General features: G+C 40.4%; 16 protein-coding genes. 4 read left to right on the forward strand and 12 right to left on the reverse strand.

From position 1 onward, the window contains the following. The first annotated feature begins 138 nt into the window (after nucleotides 1-138). Nucleotides 139-1,986 (forward strand): ABC transporter ATP-binding protein, encoded by a 1,848-nt coding sequence (locus ACT3S9_RS08070; RefSeq protein WP_441836278.1) that lies wholly within the window; start codon nucleotides 139-141, stop codon nucleotides 1,984-1,986. 276 nt (nucleotides 1,987-2,262) lie between these two features. Then, nucleotides 2,263-3,780, forward strand: coding sequence for a DUF3360 family protein (locus tag ACT3S9_RS08075; RefSeq protein ID WP_441836279.1), 1,518 nt, complete (start codon nucleotides 2,263-2,265; stop codon nucleotides 3,778-3,780). Nucleotides 3,781-3,835: 55 nt separating this feature from the next. Here ACT3S9_RS08075 and ACT3S9_RS08080 read toward each other — a convergent pair whose 3' ends face one another. Together ACT3S9_RS08080 and ACT3S9_RS08085 are read right to left on the reverse strand one after the other, a co-directional pair. Continuing rightward, nucleotides 3,836-4,258 (reverse strand): MAPEG family protein, encoded by a 423-nt coding sequence (locus tag ACT3S9_RS08080; protein WP_441836280.1) that lies wholly within the window; start codon nucleotides 4,256-4,258, stop codon nucleotides 3,836-3,838. A 275-nt stretch (nucleotides 4,259-4,533) separates the two neighbouring features. Then, complete coding sequence (locus tag ACT3S9_RS08085; protein ID WP_301562640.1) at nucleotides 4,534-5,751, reverse strand: IS4 family transposase; 1,218 nt, start codon at nucleotides 5,749-5,751, stop codon at nucleotides 4,534-4,536. A gap of 237 nt (nucleotides 5,752-5,988) precedes the next feature. Between ACT3S9_RS08085 and ACT3S9_RS08090 the strand changes: the two genes are divergently transcribed. After that, entirely contained in the window at nucleotides 5,989-7,188 is a 1,200-nt protein-coding gene (locus ACT3S9_RS08090) for an Nramp family divalent metal transporter (RefSeq protein WP_441835570.1), read from the forward strand. A gap of 110 nt (nucleotides 7,189-7,298) precedes the next feature. On the opposite strand, the gene ACT3S9_RS08095 is transcribed toward ACT3S9_RS08090, so the two are convergent. After that, nucleotides 7,299-7,754, reverse strand: a complete 456-nt coding sequence (locus ACT3S9_RS08095) for a hypothetical protein (protein ID WP_441835571.1) — start codon at nucleotides 7,752-7,754, stop codon at nucleotides 7,299-7,301. On the opposite strand from ACT3S9_RS08095, the gene ACT3S9_RS08100 reads away from it, so the two are divergent. Next, the gene (locus ACT3S9_RS08100) at nucleotides 7,739-8,923 is read left to right on the forward strand and encodes a PQQ-dependent sugar dehydrogenase (protein WP_441835572.1); all 1,185 of its coding nucleotides are present in this window, start codon (nucleotides 7,739-7,741) and stop codon (nucleotides 8,921-8,923) included. The genes ACT3S9_RS08095 and ACT3S9_RS08100 overlap by 16 nt on opposite strands. Before the next feature lie 449 nt (nucleotides 8,924-9,372). Here ACT3S9_RS08100 and ACT3S9_RS08105 read toward each other — a convergent pair whose 3' ends face one another. From ACT3S9_RS08105 to ACT3S9_RS08145, 9 genes are all read right to left on the reverse strand, one after another. Continuing rightward, nucleotides 9,373-9,822 carry a hypothetical protein gene (locus tag ACT3S9_RS08105; RefSeq protein WP_441835573.1) on the reverse strand — a complete coding sequence of 150 codons (450 nt, stop codon included), beginning with the start codon at nucleotides 9,820-9,822 and terminating at the stop codon, nucleotides 9,373-9,375. A 164-nt stretch (nucleotides 9,823-9,986) separates the two neighbouring features. Further along, on the reverse strand, nucleotides 9,987-10,214 hold the full coding sequence (locus ACT3S9_RS08110) for an EexN family lipoprotein (RefSeq protein ID WP_441835574.1): 228 nt from the start codon (nucleotides 10,212-10,214) through the stop codon (nucleotides 9,987-9,989). A gap of 596 nt (nucleotides 10,215-10,810) precedes the next feature. Continuing rightward, on the reverse strand, nucleotides 10,811-11,149 hold the full coding sequence (locus ACT3S9_RS08115; RefSeq protein WP_441835575.1) for a hypothetical protein: 339 nt from the start codon (nucleotides 11,147-11,149) through the stop codon (nucleotides 10,811-10,813). Between the two features lie 327 nt (nucleotides 11,150-11,476). Continuing rightward, nucleotides 11,477-11,620 (reverse strand): DUF6326 family protein, encoded by a 144-nt coding sequence (locus tag ACT3S9_RS08120; RefSeq protein WP_441835586.1) that lies wholly within the window; start codon nucleotides 11,618-11,620, stop codon nucleotides 11,477-11,479. Between the two features lie 145 nt (nucleotides 11,621-11,765). Beyond that, a complete protein-coding gene (locus ACT3S9_RS08125) occupies nucleotides 11,766-12,140 on the reverse strand; it encodes a hypothetical protein (protein WP_441835576.1) in 375 nt (124 codons plus the stop codon). A 144-nt stretch (nucleotides 12,141-12,284) separates the two neighbouring features. Continuing rightward, on the reverse strand, nucleotides 12,285-12,818 hold the full coding sequence (locus ACT3S9_RS08130) for a hypothetical protein (protein ID WP_441835577.1): 534 nt from the start codon (nucleotides 12,816-12,818) through the stop codon (nucleotides 12,285-12,287). A gap of 406 nt (nucleotides 12,819-13,224) precedes the next feature. Further along, nucleotides 13,225-14,523, reverse strand: a complete 1,299-nt coding sequence (gene serS, locus ACT3S9_RS08135; protein WP_441835578.1) for a serine--tRNA ligase — start codon at nucleotides 14,521-14,523, stop codon at nucleotides 13,225-13,227. A 9-nt stretch (nucleotides 14,524-14,532) separates the two neighbouring features. Beyond that, nucleotides 14,533-14,919 (reverse strand): fluoride efflux transporter CrcB, encoded by a 387-nt coding sequence (gene crcB / locus ACT3S9_RS08140; RefSeq protein WP_441835579.1) that lies wholly within the window; start codon nucleotides 14,917-14,919, stop codon nucleotides 14,533-14,535. Next, nucleotides 14,906-16,249 (reverse strand): replication-associated recombination protein A, encoded by a 1,344-nt coding sequence (locus ACT3S9_RS08145; RefSeq protein WP_441835580.1) that lies wholly within the window; start codon nucleotides 16,247-16,249, stop codon nucleotides 14,906-14,908. The genes crcB and ACT3S9_RS08145 overlap by 14 nt, the downstream gene beginning before the upstream one ends. Nucleotides 16,250-16,291: the final 42 nt, after the last annotated feature.

Below are 16,291 nucleotides of genomic sequence, written 5' to 3' on the forward strand. Positions count from 1 at the left end.
ACTCTTTTAAGTCAAGCACTGAGCGTGAGCTTAGTATAAATACTGTAAGTTTAACGACCAGTCCCAACAAATATCGCACCTAGAGTAAGATTACAATGTTATAATATAGAATATTGTCTAGATAATTAAGCCATTAAAATGTATCGACTATTTGAGCGGATGACCAAACCATTCCCAACAGATAAACCCACTCAACCACCAGGCACTTTGTTTGCCTTTTGCCGTCACTATACCAAAGGTATGGAAGTATCACTGATACTTATGTCGCTAAGTGCTGCAGCACTTGCCATATTAGAGGTATCACTGTTTAGTTATATGGGCCAGCTTGTTGATTGGTTAAGCAGCTATACACCTGATACGTTATTTGTTGAACAAAAATCTGAGTTAATAAAAATGGCCGTAGTACTGCTGGTAGTGTTACCGCTGGTGGTATTTTTTCATTCAGCCATATTACACCAAGCTTTATTGGGTAATTATCCTATGTCAATTCGCTGGCTCGCACACCGCTATTTACTACGTCAAAGTGTCAGCTTTTACCAAAATGAGTTTGCTGGGCGCATTGCCACCAAAGTGATGCAGACATCACTCGCTGTACGCGAGTCTGTTATGAAGCTACTTGATGTACTGGTGTATATAGTCGTTTATTTTGGTGCCATGGTGTTTTTAGTCGCCGAGTCAGATTGGCGTTTAATGCTTCCATTGCTGGCATGGCTGGTACTTTACGCCGCGATTCAAGTATATTTTGTACCAAAACTTAAACGTATTGCCAGCTCTCAAGCGGACGCGCGTTCAGAAATGACCGGCCGTATTGTCGATAGCTATACGAATATTTCCACCATTAAACTATTTTCATACACCCAGCGTGAAGAACAATATGCAAAAGACAGCATGGATGTATTTTTGCAGCCTGTGTACAAACAAATGCGCTTAGTTACCAGCCTTAACTTTGCCATTAATAGCTTAAATTATTTATTAGTATTTAGTATCGCGGTACTCTCTTTATATTTATGGTCATTAAGTGCAATTAGTGCGGGTGCCATTGCTGTAGCAATAAGTTTATCGCTACGCTTAAATGGCATGGCGCAGTGGATAATGTGGGAAATAAGCAGCTTATTTGAAAATATTGGCACTGTCGTCGATGGCATGAAAACACTATCAACCCCCATTGAGGTAGATGATCAAGAAGATGCCTCAACACTTGAGATCACTGCCGGTGATATTTCGTTTAAACACGTGTACTTTAATTACGGTAAAGCGGCTAACGAAACGCATCGCGGCCCCGTCGTAAATGGCCTTGATTTACACATAAAACCGGGGGAAAAAATTGGTTTAGTGGGTCGCTCCGGCGCAGGTAAGTCGACCTTAGTTAACTTATTGCTACGCTTTTATGATGTTGATTCGGGCAGTATTACCATTGATAACCAAGATATTGCAAAAGTAAGCCAAGAAAGCTTACGCAAATACATTGCAATGGTTACTCAAGACACCTCCCTACTTCACCGCTCAGTACGAGACAATATTTTATATGGTCGCCCGAGTGCGACTGATGAAGAATTAATAGCCGCGGCCAAACAAGCCAAAGCCCTTGAGTTTATTTATGACCTTGTTGACAGTAAAGGGAATACAGGCTTTGATGCCCAAGTAGGTGAGCGCGGTGTAACACTTTCAGGCGGACAGCGCCAACGTATAGCAATTGCTCGGGTATTACTTAAGGATGCACCGATCCTAATTTTAGACGAAGCCACCAGCGCTCTCGATTCAGAGGTAGAAGCCGCGATTCAAACCAGCCTTGACGACTTAATGACTGGCAAAACCGTAATCGCCATTGCACACCGGTTATCGACCATCGCACAAATGGACAGGCTAATAGTGCTAGACGAAGGCGGTGTTGTTGAACAAGGAAGTCATGAAGAGCTTATCAAGCAAGGTGGTATTTATGCCGCACTTTGGTCACACCAAACAGGCGGGTTTATTGGAGTTGAATAGACTAAATTTAGTAAGTTTATAATAATTTAAAAGTGGGACCCATTGGAAACTTTATATAATAAGGCCAATGGGTCTTTGCCTTTATTCTTTAGCCTTTTATTACTCACCTTACCATTTTAATTAATCACAAAAACTAGACCTTTGACTAATCCCAACTTGCTGCGGGTTGCTTTACTCTGGTAACTCAACATTAAACGCTTTTTATATAATTATAATAAAAGCTATTTTTATATTGAATGCGTATTTTGAGTTAGCAATTATGTTGCCGGAGTAGTTATGACAACAACACAACAGGGTAATCAAGCACCTGAACCTAAAAATGAAGATCACCAACAAGCGACTTCTGACAGTTATGCGAACCTTCATAAACCTAGCTCTGAGTTTGAAACCAGAGATGAATACCTTGAACACGAGTTGCAGATCATGCAGCCTAAACGTTGGCGGGCTAATCTACCTTTTCGAGATTATCGATTTGAATTAGAAGACACCATTCCTGCAATGGCTGGCACCATAGGTAAAATTGTCATGGTTGGGGCGATTGCTGCCACCTTTGCTGCGCCATTAGGACTCGGCGATGCCTTCGTTTTAGAAAACGTCCGCTACGAGCTGCTTATAGTTGCGCTGTTTATTATTTTATTTTCAGGTTTTATTTTACCTACTGCAAATTTAGCAGGAACACATGGCCCACTTATCCCACTAATTCCTATTGTTGTTGCGGCGGGTGGCCATCCAATGGCGTTTGGCTTATTAATTGGTGCTTTTGGATTTATTTTAGCTATAACTAAAGGAGGTAGTTTGCTCGCGAGGCTCACCAGTAAAGGGGTTTGCGGGGGATTACTTATTTACCTAGGCTTTATTGGCACTATTTCTCAGGTTAAGAAATTATTTACGTGGGCCGAAAGTATTGAAATGACGCATATTGCATTTATCGTTATTCTTGCCACTATTTTACTTTATGCTCTACTAGAGCACTTTAAAAAACGCTGGCTTGCCGTCCCACTTAGCTGTCTTATTGGCGGCCTTACGGCATTTGCTTTAGGTGCACCGTTTGAATTTAAAACAGCACCGGGATTGCCCAACATGAACCCAATGTATTGGTGGGGTGAAAACACCGGCTGGATGCTCGGCCTGCCAACGTTAGAAAGCTTTGTGGTTGTTTTACCATTTGCTGTTTTAGCTGTTGCTATGTGGTCACCGGACTTTTTAGGTCATCAAGTATTTCAAAAGATTAGTTACCCTAAACGTACTGAAAAAGTACAAATGAATATTGATGACACTATGCTTAGTGCGTCTGTTCGCCAAACCTGTGGCTCACTATTTGGCGGGGCTAATTTCGCGTCTTCTTGGGGCACTTATATCGTACCTGCTGCCATTGCAAAACGCCCTATTCCTGCAGGCGCTATTTTAACAGCCTTATTTTGTATTATTGCCGGTATTTGGGGTTACCCTATGGATTTAGCAATCTGGCAACCAGTGCTTTGTGTGGCCTTGATTGTGGGTGTGTTTATACCGTTACTAGAAGCGGGTATGGAAATGACGCGTGAAGGCAAAACAACGCAATCTGCGGCTATTGTGGTCTTTGCTTCATCACTCGTAAATCCAGCATTTGGTTGGTCTTTAACTATGCTACTGGATAACTTAGGCCTAATTGGCTGTAAAGAAAGAAGTGCTGAGCTTACCCCTACCAGCCGCTGGATAGTACCACTTATTATGTTTGTATTACTGACGGGTGTAATGGCAATAGTCGGTATGCTACCGGGAATACCAGCATTAATGCCCAGCTTCAGGCATTAAAAATGTAATAGATAATAAGCCCACAACAGTGGGCTTTTTTGCGTATATAACGTTATTAATAAGCCACTAAACGTAGGCCGACTAATCCGAGTATCACAATATTGGCGGCTACTCCCACTAAAAAGAAATAACTACGTGGACTGGGGTTTTTCTCTGTCGCAATCATATAATAAAGCGCCATGTGGATTATGCGTGCAATAACGTAGATCCACACACTAATAGCAAAAATGCTGCTTTGCAGACCAACGATAAAAGCAAATAGTACCGTACCTAAAAATAACGGACTATTTTCAATCGTATTATGAAAAGTGCGATGTGCTCTAAATACAAAGCTTTCATGGCTCAAATTATCACTTAGCTTACCGGGCACCGTGCCTGGCTGATTAGCTTTAGAAAAACTTGCTACGCCCCACTGGATAAGCAACATAATAAAATATAAATAAAGCGCAAAGTAAGCAGATAACGTTAATTCAGTCATTTTTGTTCCTTAATTTTTTATTCGAACCAAATACCCTGCAAAGTTCAAACCATTATTAACCACCTGAAATTAAAGAATATTAAAGAAAAACAAACTAACCAATTAAAAGAATGAACCTCCGGTGTATAAAAATTACCGATTAAATAAAACCACTTAAGACACTTCCTGCTAAAAACAATGAGCTCATGTTAAAAGGTTTATATAGGTTTAAGTGTGATAAATATGAAACGACACGCTTTTAACAATATAACCTAAGGGATCCCCAGAAATAATCATTAAGTTTCAATTACATCACTCACATCCATATTTTTCCAATCGAGTTGCACTACCACCTGTACGAAATAGGCTAGTCCTGCCAAATAATCTCGCCGTCGCAGTTTAATGGACTGTTTTTTGAAGTATCGCAGCCCAACAAATGCCCATGACACTACTCGTCTTTTTTTGGTTGAATTAGCTTGAAAAGCGCCTGTCTTTCCTGCTTTGTCTATCACTGCCCCCAGCATCATTGAGAACCAATGAGCCAGTGTGGCAAGCAGCAACAGTATGTCTAATCGATAGAGTTTGTTTGTCCTGTGCAGATCTGAGCCTAAGCCGAACCTAACACTTTTTTGATCTCGAAATCCTGCTTCTATCTGCATTCTCATACCATATAATTTGAGTACTTTTTCGAGAAAGTGGTGCCTCTTTGGAAGTGAAGAAACGAGTAGCCAAGGCTCCTTATAACCACGTTTTTTATCTCTTTTTAATAACTTATGTCCCTTGCCAACCAGCACTGCATGAGTTTGATATTTTGCACTTTTGGTCAACTCGGTCGCGCCAAGATACTGGCTCTTACGTTGATTGCTCTTGAATAGTGACTGGCATGGAACAAACTCATCGCTGCCCTGCGTTTTCAAATGTGCCGTACCTCGAACACGGCTAATATAATGCCAGCCATTGTTTCGCACGGCTTTGAGCCAAGGAACTTTAAAGCCCGCATCCGTCACAATGACGGGCCGGCAGTCACCCGGCAAAATCAGTTTGAGCATCTTTAAGAACCGTTTTTGAACTTTTGGGCAATGATACTGAAAACTGAATGCACTTTCCTGATACAGGGTCAAAGAACGACCTTCACTGGCAATGCTGGCACGCAGAATACAGTATTTGGTTTGTGTATCTGCATGACTCCAATCAACCAAAATGACGGGATGCTTTTCAGTGACCACAAAACGGCTTAAGCGAACATAAACCGATGTCGACTCACGCAAAAGCTCGTGGTTATTGAGTAGTCGATCAATACGTTTAATATCATGTTTTTCAGTTGTTTTTGAATCCAAATTGCGACCAATAGATGTCAAGGTGCATTGCTGACAGTGCAAAAGAGATTTAACGGCAGCGACTAGAGTATTAAATCTGGCTTTATGAATAGAGTTAGGGGTGACAGCGCGGAGCATATTGTGCAAAATAGTAGACGCATTCATGGTGTTTAGTTCTGTTGTTTTTAAGCGATTCATAAGATCACAAAACACCATGAATGTTCCCTCACTACCCATATTTTTTAACACTATTAGTTCATTGATATATAAAGGCTAATTTTGGGGATACTTTAGCAATATAACTTTACTTGTATGCTGTAACTTACTGATAAATATATGTCAGCTAAGATGACTGAAGCGACTGGCGATAATTAGCACCATCAAAACGCCTTGTATCAATACAGTTACACACATTAAACAACAATAAGGTTACTTATGCGATTAGGACCAGGCCTACTTGTCACAGCCGCTTTTATTGGCCCAGGCACTATAACCAGTGCTAGCATAGCCGGTGCAAATTTTGGTTTTGCGCTTATTTGGACACTACTATTTTCTGTTATAGCGACTATTTTATTACAGTCTATGGCTGCACGCCTTGGTGTGGCAACTGGCCAAGACTTAGCTCAAGCGTTACGTACACATATTCAAACTCCCTTATTTAAAAAACTGGCCGCTTTCTTAGTGATAAGCGCCATTGGCGTTGGCAGTGCAGCTTATGAAGCAGGAAATCTAAGCGGGGCAAGTATGGGCTTAATTGAAATTTTCCCGCAGGTGCATGCCCAAGTATGGACGCCATTAATTGCTATTTTCAGTGCTGCATTACTGTACAGCGGTAAACATAAAGTAGTTGAAACCGCGCTGATTTTTTTAGTGATTTTAATGAGTTTGGTGTTTATATCTACTTTAATAATGGCAGCCCCCCCTATTACTCAAGTGTTAGCAGGCTTTGTGCCTAGCATTCCTGATGGCTCGATTACCACTGTGCTGGCCTTAATCGGTACCACCATCGTGCCCTATAACTTATTTTTACATTCAGGAGTATTAGCTGCACAACATGACAAACAAAGTGATAAACGCAAAGTTATAAAACAAACCAACCTCGATACGGGAATTTCAATCACCCTTGGTGGTGTTATTACATTAGCAATTTTATCCACCGCATCTGTTGCCTTTTATGGCACCGATGCCGGTAAAGTCAGTGCAGCTAATATGGCAATGCAGCTAGAACCATTATTAGGGGATGCAGCCCATTACTTTTTTGCAATTGGTTTATTTGCCGCAGGATTAACCAGCGCAATAACAGCACCTCTTGCCGGTGCTTACGCAGTATGCGGTATGATTGGTTGGTCTAATAATATGAACAGCACGCACTTTAAAATGGTCGCCCTTATTATTTTACTCTTTGGTGCAGCAGTTGCCTCTCTTGGCTTAGATCCTGTGGCCGTAATCATCTTTGCACAAGCCGCCAATGGCCTCTTGCTCCCAATAGTCACCACCTACCTCATATGGCTAGTAAACCAAAAATCGGTAATGGGTAATTACACAAACTCGACACTCGTTAATCTACTTATACTGCCCGTATTATTACTCATTTTTGCTCTCAGTAGTTATAAGCTCTTTAGTTTGATTTTTTAGCACATAAACTCAATACATACACACAACAAAGCCGCTGTTCATTATAAACAGCGGCTCTATGAAGTATTTAGGTGAAGCGGTAACAACTCACTATTTTTATCGTATTAAAACTAATTAAGTTCATTTTTGCTAATATACTTTTTAGTTAAAATACCGAAAACATATCCACCTACGGCTCCAGCAGTCAATTGAGCGTAAAATCCCCAGCCTCTTGCGCCCGCTATAATAGTGATATTCATAATTGACTCAATAGCCACCAAAGCAACAGCAAACGCCACGACTCCAGCAGCAATAAATAGCTGCACGCCATATTTATTATACTTACTATAAAGAAACCCAGTGATTAAAAATGCAATCAGCAATGCAACAGCAATTATAGCACCATAAGTTGGTAGTAAGCCCAGCCAATCATCGAGGGTTAAACTAACCCGATCACTAAAACCAACGACTACACCAACATTAACTAATTGATTGACAACGTATTGACTATGAAACAAGCTAGCAAGTGTGAATGTAAGTAACCAGGAAGCTAAAAATGAAGGTAACAAACGTGTTAAAAAGTTCATGGTTTTCTCAACTTAAAATGAAACGTTTTATCAACAGTAGCAAAGGCTTGAGTCGTAAACAATCTATCTGCTGTTTTACACTTACTTGGCTTTTTGTATTTTCAGTACAAGCCGACACACCGTTACCAACAAAAAAACACAAAATTTTCCCCCTAGCCACTGAGCTGCAATCTCCATGGAGTATGGTCGAACTGCCTGATGGCACATGGTTAATTACCGAACGTGACGGTCACGTAGTAATTGTAAAAAACAATCAACAATCTAGAGTTAATTTAGCGCTTGATGGATTATATGTTGCCGGCCAAGGAGGCCTGCTCGATATTGTATTATCGCCTGATTATAGTGAGACCAATAAAGTTATTTTCACTTATGTTCAAGGTAACTCTGACGCAAACCGAGTCGTGATTGCTAAAGCCACCTTTGATGGCACCGGCTTTTCACAACCTGAGATCATTTATCAAGTTGCAACTGATAAAGACACACCACAGCATCATGCAGGGCGCGCCCTTGTGCTACCTGATAATACTTTACTATTTTCAAGTGGTGATGGCTTTGATCATCGAGAACAAGCACAAGTAATAACTAGCCAGCTTGGCAAAGTATTACGTATAAATTTAGACGGCAGTTTACCAAAAAACAATCCATATATTGATCATGAAACCCTGGTTGCACGTGCGGTTTTCTCACTTGGCCACCGTAACACCCAAGGGCTGGTTTATGATTATGATACCAAACAAATCGTCAGTCATGAGCATGGCCCTGCTGGTGGTGACGAACTAAATTACTTAGCTGCAGGCACCAATTACGGTTGGCCGGTGATAACTTATGGTAAAGATTATTCTCAAGCCCGTATTTCACCTTTTACAGAATATTCAGGTATGAAAAAGCCTACCGTTGATTGGACGCCGTCTATTGCGCCCTCAGGTATGGCTTATTATGGCTCAAAGCAAGGTGCCTTTATTTCACTGAAAAAGCACGTCCTGATCACCACCCTAGTCGACAAAAAACTCTATGCGGTTAATTTAGATGATGGTGATTTTACCCAATCACATGTATTCCCAGAGATCACTGGAAGGCTACGAGATGTATTTGTAACCGATAACGGTAATATAGCTATATTAACTGATGGTCAAAAAGCAAAGCTATTACTCGTAACGCCAAAAGAATAAACAGAATAGGATAAACTGTTTTGTTAGGTACTAGAATTCGACTTCTGCCCCAACTTTAGTTTCACAAGACTCAACGAAAGGTCGCAGTGACCTCAATTCTTTGTGTAGTTTATCGCTTGGCTGAGATGGCCCATTCAGCATAAGCGCCTGAGGGTCTTTGACTTCAGACTCAATCTTATCTATAAAGCCTGAAAGCGCTTCTTCAAAATCATTGAAGTAGTTTTCAGACCACTTGTCTTTTGCCTCTTTGGCTACACACTCAGATACTTGAATAGACTCCTGAATACTTTATTCGCCATCACCGCTTGGGCCGATGAAGAAACTTAAATATCCCGATACCCTATGAAGCTGGCTTACTTGTGAGAGTGCAAGAGGCGAGATAAAGAGTGTAAGTAGTATAGATTTCTTAAAATAGTTCATTCGAAAGTCCGGTATCACCTAACGCCTTGCTAGGCGTATTTTGCACTTAACTTTGACCAGCTTTGATAAGTACCAACACAATAGAGCATACCGATACTTAAACATATTGCGGAGCTTACAAGCCAAAATATAATACTATTTTCAGGAAACATAGGCATTAACACAACGAATACTACGCCACGTAGTACATAAATCGATGATATAAGTACCAAAGCTGTACGTAAAAGCGGAAGTTTAATAATTAACCTTGCACCAGATAACCCATAAACAGACCAAATTAAAAGTACTAAAACCAAAACAGATGTAACAATAGTAGGATAAGACTCTCCTGCTTCCGCCATCCTAGCCATTTGTTCACCAGCCCCAAAGAAGCGATACCAATCACCACCAAATATAATGCACCCTAAGTGAGCTAAAGCAGCAACTGCGCTGAAAAACCCACCCAACATAAGAGGTTTATTTGTACTTGAATCTAACATAATACTTCCTGTATATGCCTAACGCCTTAATAAAGGAAGTAAAAGCAAAGCTTTTGTTGTCCGGCCAAAGGCGTTAGTTACAAAATAAGGGGGGCTGTTCAGGAGCTACGCCACCCCTTATTTTTTGTTTGAGCAACTTGTTACTCTTTTTCTTAGCCATTACTTTATTGGTTCATAATACCTTTGGTCATATTCTCAATTATTTTCTTTTGTGCAAGCTGAGCATTTTTACACTCTTCTGTATCAGCATTTTTACCTTGCGCCATAAGCTTTGAACACTTTTGAGCTGTTTCAGCCAATAACTCTGGGTCTTCTACCAAATCATTAACACTAGGCGCTCCACAAGCAGTTAATAGCAATGCGAATGGTGCAACAAATAACATTTTTTTCATTTTTTATCTCCTCGTCCTATAAAAAATATAGACGCTAGACCGGACGAACAAAAAGCCTAACGTCCTAATAATAGGTTAAAATAGTAAGGAACAAAAACAGCCAACTGTTTTTTGTCCCTATTAATTAGCTTATTATAACTCACTTGCTACTTTAGGTTGCTTTTTTGATAAATACCAACAATATAACCAACTAGCAGGAAAGAAAAAGATACTTAAAAGCAAAGCTAGGAAGTCCAATATAAAGATATCATCCGTAAAAGGGGTTGTTGCAGCAATAGCAGCCTATACACACCACACTCAAATCAAGTTTAGGTTTAAACAAACTATCAATACCTTCAGCATCTTATATGTTTATTAAAAAGAGAATAGACGATAAGAAGCGGGAATAAAACGATTCATAAAAGTGGAACGCATAAAAGCACAGCAACAATCTCCATAATCTTGTATATCAGAGTTATACCATTTATTTTTCCGCATTTATTTTCATGTACACCGTGCTGTAAAGGCTTACAACTAAGCTAAGGGGGGGCAGGCACAAGAATGCCGCCCCGCGTATAAGTGCCCCTGCGACCGAAGGGAATGACTTGAGTGTTTTGTTAGGCATCCGGTTCAAGCTTTGCCTTTGCGGCCAAAATAAAACAACCTAGACTCGCAAAAGTGGCTAAGAAATAGGGTAAATCATTGTACAAATAAAAATTATCATGTGAAGCATCGCCTAATACCGAGGTACCAAAAGCTATTGAGACCATCGGGATAAGAATGGATATGAAAGTAAATAAAAACCCCAGCGACAGGTGCTTGTATATTTTATAACCAGACTGTTTTGCTCTTTTACGAAAGCTGAAATATAAGTAACCAAAGGTCAACACAACTAATAGCTGTAAAGTATTAAAAAGTATCCCTAGTCCTTTTTGCAACTCTAAAAATAAATCCATTGTTTCCGTTCACCTTTAAATCGCTTGACATAATGACTCCCACACGGTGTTAGCCTACGCTTTTGTGGGTTAGCTTAATTCAAAGCTAGAGTCATATAGTTGGTCAAATAACTAAACAGCAGAGGCTAACATCAATAAACATAGCATACTTTTTACCGGCCTTGGTACACTAAAAAATTGAATGAATCCGCCCTTATTGAAGAACATAGACGCGATCAACCTGTTCAATCCTCGGCCTCAAAAATTTCCGTTCAAAAGCTTGTTTGCCAGTTCGCAATTCTAAATACCCTCGCACGACAAAGCTAAACTAGACTAGACAGTCCCTCACTATTCGAACACATGAGATAGCGTCCTCCCTGCGATCTTATACGTTAGGAATGCCTGCAAGGTCTCTGCGTGATCGTGATGAGGTGAAAAAATATCACAATAAATATAGTTGACTGAAAGAAATATCCATAAAACTGATAAAATCTACTTCCTATCTCCATTTTATTCAACACCCTATACTTCTTCATCTTTTATATACGACTCTGATTTGAGTGGCGCATAACACTCTCGTTAAGGGGCAAATTGTAGTTGCTTAAAACGTAAAGCTAAGCGGAGCCAGAGCAGCTTGTTATATTTTTGTTCGCCATTCAGATATATCGTCACCATCCTGCGTAACTGACTCATAAGGTAATACATTTTCATGGGGAGTAGCGATATTGAATTCAAAGGGCATATCATCTAAAAAAAGTATATTTTCTTGAAATATTAGCTCTTTATTTTTAACATAACAAGTCCAAGTTCTAATAAAATTAGAACTTCCAGGGTTTGTAATAGAAGTAATAAAGGAGACGTCTTTACCTAAAGATAATTCTTCAGATGCTTTTAACCAATGTGCTTCATAATCACTCTTTGACCAAAAACAAAATTCCGATTCAAATGACTCAATAAAGTCATCAATTTGAATTTGCCCTTTCCCATCACTTGTAAATTGAAAAGCATACATACAAATTTAACACCGATTTATAGAAAATATAACGCCGCGCTATACAGTAGCGTTATAGTTGATTAATTTTTGGCAAACTTTATCGCTACAAATTCAAGCGAGCGAGTTTATGCGCTTGTTATGTTTTTCTACTCCCCCGCATGGTTACCAATCACTCGCATATTCTTTATTCGCTTTAAACGCTTCGACCTCTAAAGGAGCTTTGTCGTACCCATATTCTGCTAAATCCGAAAAGTGCTGAGTTATTATGTGGTCGAGACTGGTTCGTTCAATTTGGAGTACATGTACCAATTCATGAGCAAGCTTTGCCCTATCCAGTTCATAACCATTACGAACATAAATTGAGTAACCGAACACTTGGGCATTGTTGATGATATCTTCACCAATGAATCCGAGTGCTTCACCTAGTGTTTTCAGGGCAAAGTTTTCGTATGGGAACGGAACTTCATCCACATACACAATCCTTACTTTATCTGGGTTTTGAATTCCTATATCGGTTGCTAAAGAAAATTCTTGTGCATTTAAAGGTGTTCCAGACTCCAAACCTTGTCTATCAGTTTCATACGCCCAGTCAATATACTGTGGCAGCAATATTTTTGAGATAACTTTCTGGTAAGACAGTGCTGCTACCACAATGGCAACGACCAAGATGCACGTTGTAAACTTGATGAACTTCATGTATTTCAAATCCTTTTCTAAAAAATCTAGTGTTCTGCGGGAAAAGTCCTAACCATTATATCTACGACATTTGCCGTTTTATAAACCGAAAAATATCCATATACTACAACGCTTTTATCTTAGCTATCAAATAAACATCTATAAACAATTAGTTAAGTTAGACGCGTACTTTATAATTGTAGGAATATACAAAGTGGTGGAGAACAGTAATATTAGATAAAACACAAAGTACTGTTTAATTCGAACGATTTAATCGCAATTAAGCCATAGCGATGTGCGAACCGAGTTAACTACAAGCCACTAATTTTACTCTCGCCAATTGACCATTATTAAATTTAGAATTTACACTATAAAAAAGCCGCTGTTTTTATAAACAGCGGCCTCTTAAAATTTATAGATCTAAAACTTATTTTATCACTTCTAACCCACCCATATATGGGCGTAGCACTTTAGGCACAATTACTGAGCCGTCGGCTTGTTGGTAGTTTTCTAAAATAGCGACAAGTGTACGGCCTACCGCTAAACCTGAGCCGTTTAGTGTGTGCAATAACTCTGGTTTTTTCTCGCCTGCACGGCGAAAACGTGCTTGCATACGGCGCGCTTGAAAGTCGGCCATGTTTGAACATGATGAGATTTCTCGGTAAGTATCTTGTGCGGGTACCCACACTTCTAAGTCGTAGGTTTTTGCAGAGCCAAAGCCCATGTCGCCCATACATAAAATCACTTTACGGTACGGTAATTCTAATGCTTGTAAGATTTGTTCAGCGTGACCTGTTAGCTCTTCTAGAGCTTGCATTGAATCTTCAGGTTTTACAAGCTGAACAAGCTCTACTTTATCAAACTGATGCTGACGGATAAGGCCACGGGTATCACGCCCGTAACTGCCCGCTTCACTTCTAAAGCACGGCGTATGTGCAGTTAAGCGAATAGGTAAGTCTTTTTCGTCGTAAATTTCATCTCGAGCGCTGTTAGTAAGTGGCACTTCTGCTGTTGGAATTAAGCTAAAGCCTTCTTGCTCTTCGCCGTCATCGTTTACTAGCCCTTTGGTGTGAAATAAATCTTCTGCAAATTTAGGTAACTGCCCAGTACCGTAAAGGCTGTCGCGGTTAACTAGGTACGGCACGTACATTTCTGTGTAGCCATTTTTGTCTGTGTGAGTGTCTAGCATAAATTGTACTAGCGCACGGTGCATACGCGCGGTTGCACCACGCATAACAGTAAAACGAGAGCCCGTAATTTTAACGCCCATTTCAAAATCAAGGCCGTTCAAGTCTTGCCCTAAATCAACATGATCTTTAACCTCAAAATCGTACTTTTTAGGCGTACCCCATGTTGAAATCTCAACATTATCAGATTCATCCGCACCTTCTGGTACCGACTCGTCAGGTAAATTAGGGATAGCTAAAGAAATTTGTTTTAGCTGCTCTAAAATAGTGTCTTGTTCGGCTTTAACGCTATCAAGCTGCGCGCCTAAATCACTTACCGCGTCTAATAATGGCTGTACGTCCTCGCCTTTGGCTTTTGCTTGGCCAATGGCTTTGGAGCTGCTGTTACGCTCACTTTGAAGCTCTTGCGTTTTTACTTGAAGTGTTTTGCGTTTTTCTTCAAGAGCAGTTACTGCTTTAGTATCAAGCTCATAACCTCGTGCGGCTAAACGCGCTGCGGTTTGTTCGATATCTTGACGTAATAATTTAGAATCTAACATGTTAGTTTTTTAACCTTTTTGCATTACCAGCTGAAGGCCCAGCCAAGCCATAAAAATACAGACCGTCACGTTTAAGACGATATTGAGGGCCATTTTAAAAAAGTGACCTTGTTGCAATAACAACAACGAATCCATTGAAAATGTTGAAAAGGTGGTCAATGCACCTAAAAAGCCTATTCCAATTAAGGTTTTAGCGGGGCTAACAGCGATTATATCTTTTTCAATCAAGCCGTATAAAATGCCCATCAACAATGAACCCAGAATATTAACCGTCAACGTACCAAAAGGGAATCCCCTACCCAGCAGTTTTACCATGGTTTCGCTAATAAAGTACCGTAAGCAAGCGCCTGATGCACCGCCAAAGGCGATCATCATGTAAAGTTTAACTGTTGTCATAACGTTTCAGGTCACTTTCTTGGTCGCGCTGCTGTAAGTATTCGAGCTTTTGTTTTATTTTTTGCTCAAGCCCGCGATCGCTTGGCTGATAATAACGTTTGCCATCCATTTCTTCTGGAAGGTATTTTTCACCCGCTGCAAACGCACCTTCTTCATTGTGAGCATAGCGATACTCAGCGCCGTAGCCTAAGTCTTTCATTAGATTCGTTGGGGCATTACGCAAGTGTTCTGGAACCGGGTAACTTGGTTCATTTTGTGCGTCTGTTTTAGCTTGATTAAAAGCCATATACACAGCGTTACTTTTTGGTGCGCTGGCTAAATAAAGTGTGGCTTGTGCTATTGCCCGCTCGCCTTCGCTTGGCCCTACGCGCTGGAAAATATCCCACGCATTAAGTGCAACTTCCATCGCTCTTGGATCTGCGTTGCCAATGTCTTCGGTAGCAATAGCTAATAAACGTCTTGCTACATATAAAGGATCGCCGCCGCCTGCTAAAATGCGGCAATACCAATACAGTGCGCCATCGGGTGAGCTACCTCGTACTGACTTATGAAACGCCGATATTAAGTCGTAAAATTCATCTCCGCCGTTGTCATACTTAGCTAAATGAGTAGGCAAAACTTGGCTTAAAATATGTTCGTCAACGACATACTGACCATTTTGCTCATTAGTTAGATCAATTGCTTGCTCAAGTAAATTAAGTACTTTACGGGCATCGCCATCACTTGCTTGGCAAAGCGCTTTTTTAGCGTTATCAGCAAGTATTATGGTTTTGCTGCACAGTTCAGCGTCGTTTTTAAGGGCACGTTCGATCACTAGGTGTAAATCAGGTTCTTGTAATGACTTAAGTACATATACCCTAGCGCGAGATAAAATAGCGTTATTAAGTGCAAAAGATGGGTTTTCGGTAGTTGCGCCAACAAAAATAAATGTGCCGTCTTCAATATGAGGCAAAAACGCATCTTGCTGAGATTTATTAAAGCGGTGTACTTCGTCAACAAATAATAAGGTACGCTGACCGCGCCCTTCAAGGTTATTTTTAGCCTCACTTACCGCATCACGAATATCTTTAACACCGGCAGTCACCGCTGACATTTGAATAAGTGCAGCATCTGCGTGATTAGCAATAATTTGCGCTAATGTAGTTTTACCCACACCAGGCGGGCCCCATAAAATGAGGCTATGACAACGCCCTGCAAGAATGGCCTGATAAAGCGGTTTGTCTTGGCTTAGAAGGTGTTGCTGGCCGATATATTCGTTCAGTGAATTTGGCCGCATACGCGCCGCAAGGGGACGTACATCGGGGCCGAAATTGAAGCCTAAATTACTCAATGTATATACTCATTTTCCTTGTCCATTTAGCTTAACACTTGC

This window comes from Pseudoalteromonas sp. AOP31-A2-14 (assembly GCF_052378035.1).
Lineage (GTDB): Bacteria > Pseudomonadota > Gammaproteobacteria > Enterobacterales > Alteromonadaceae > Pseudoalteromonas.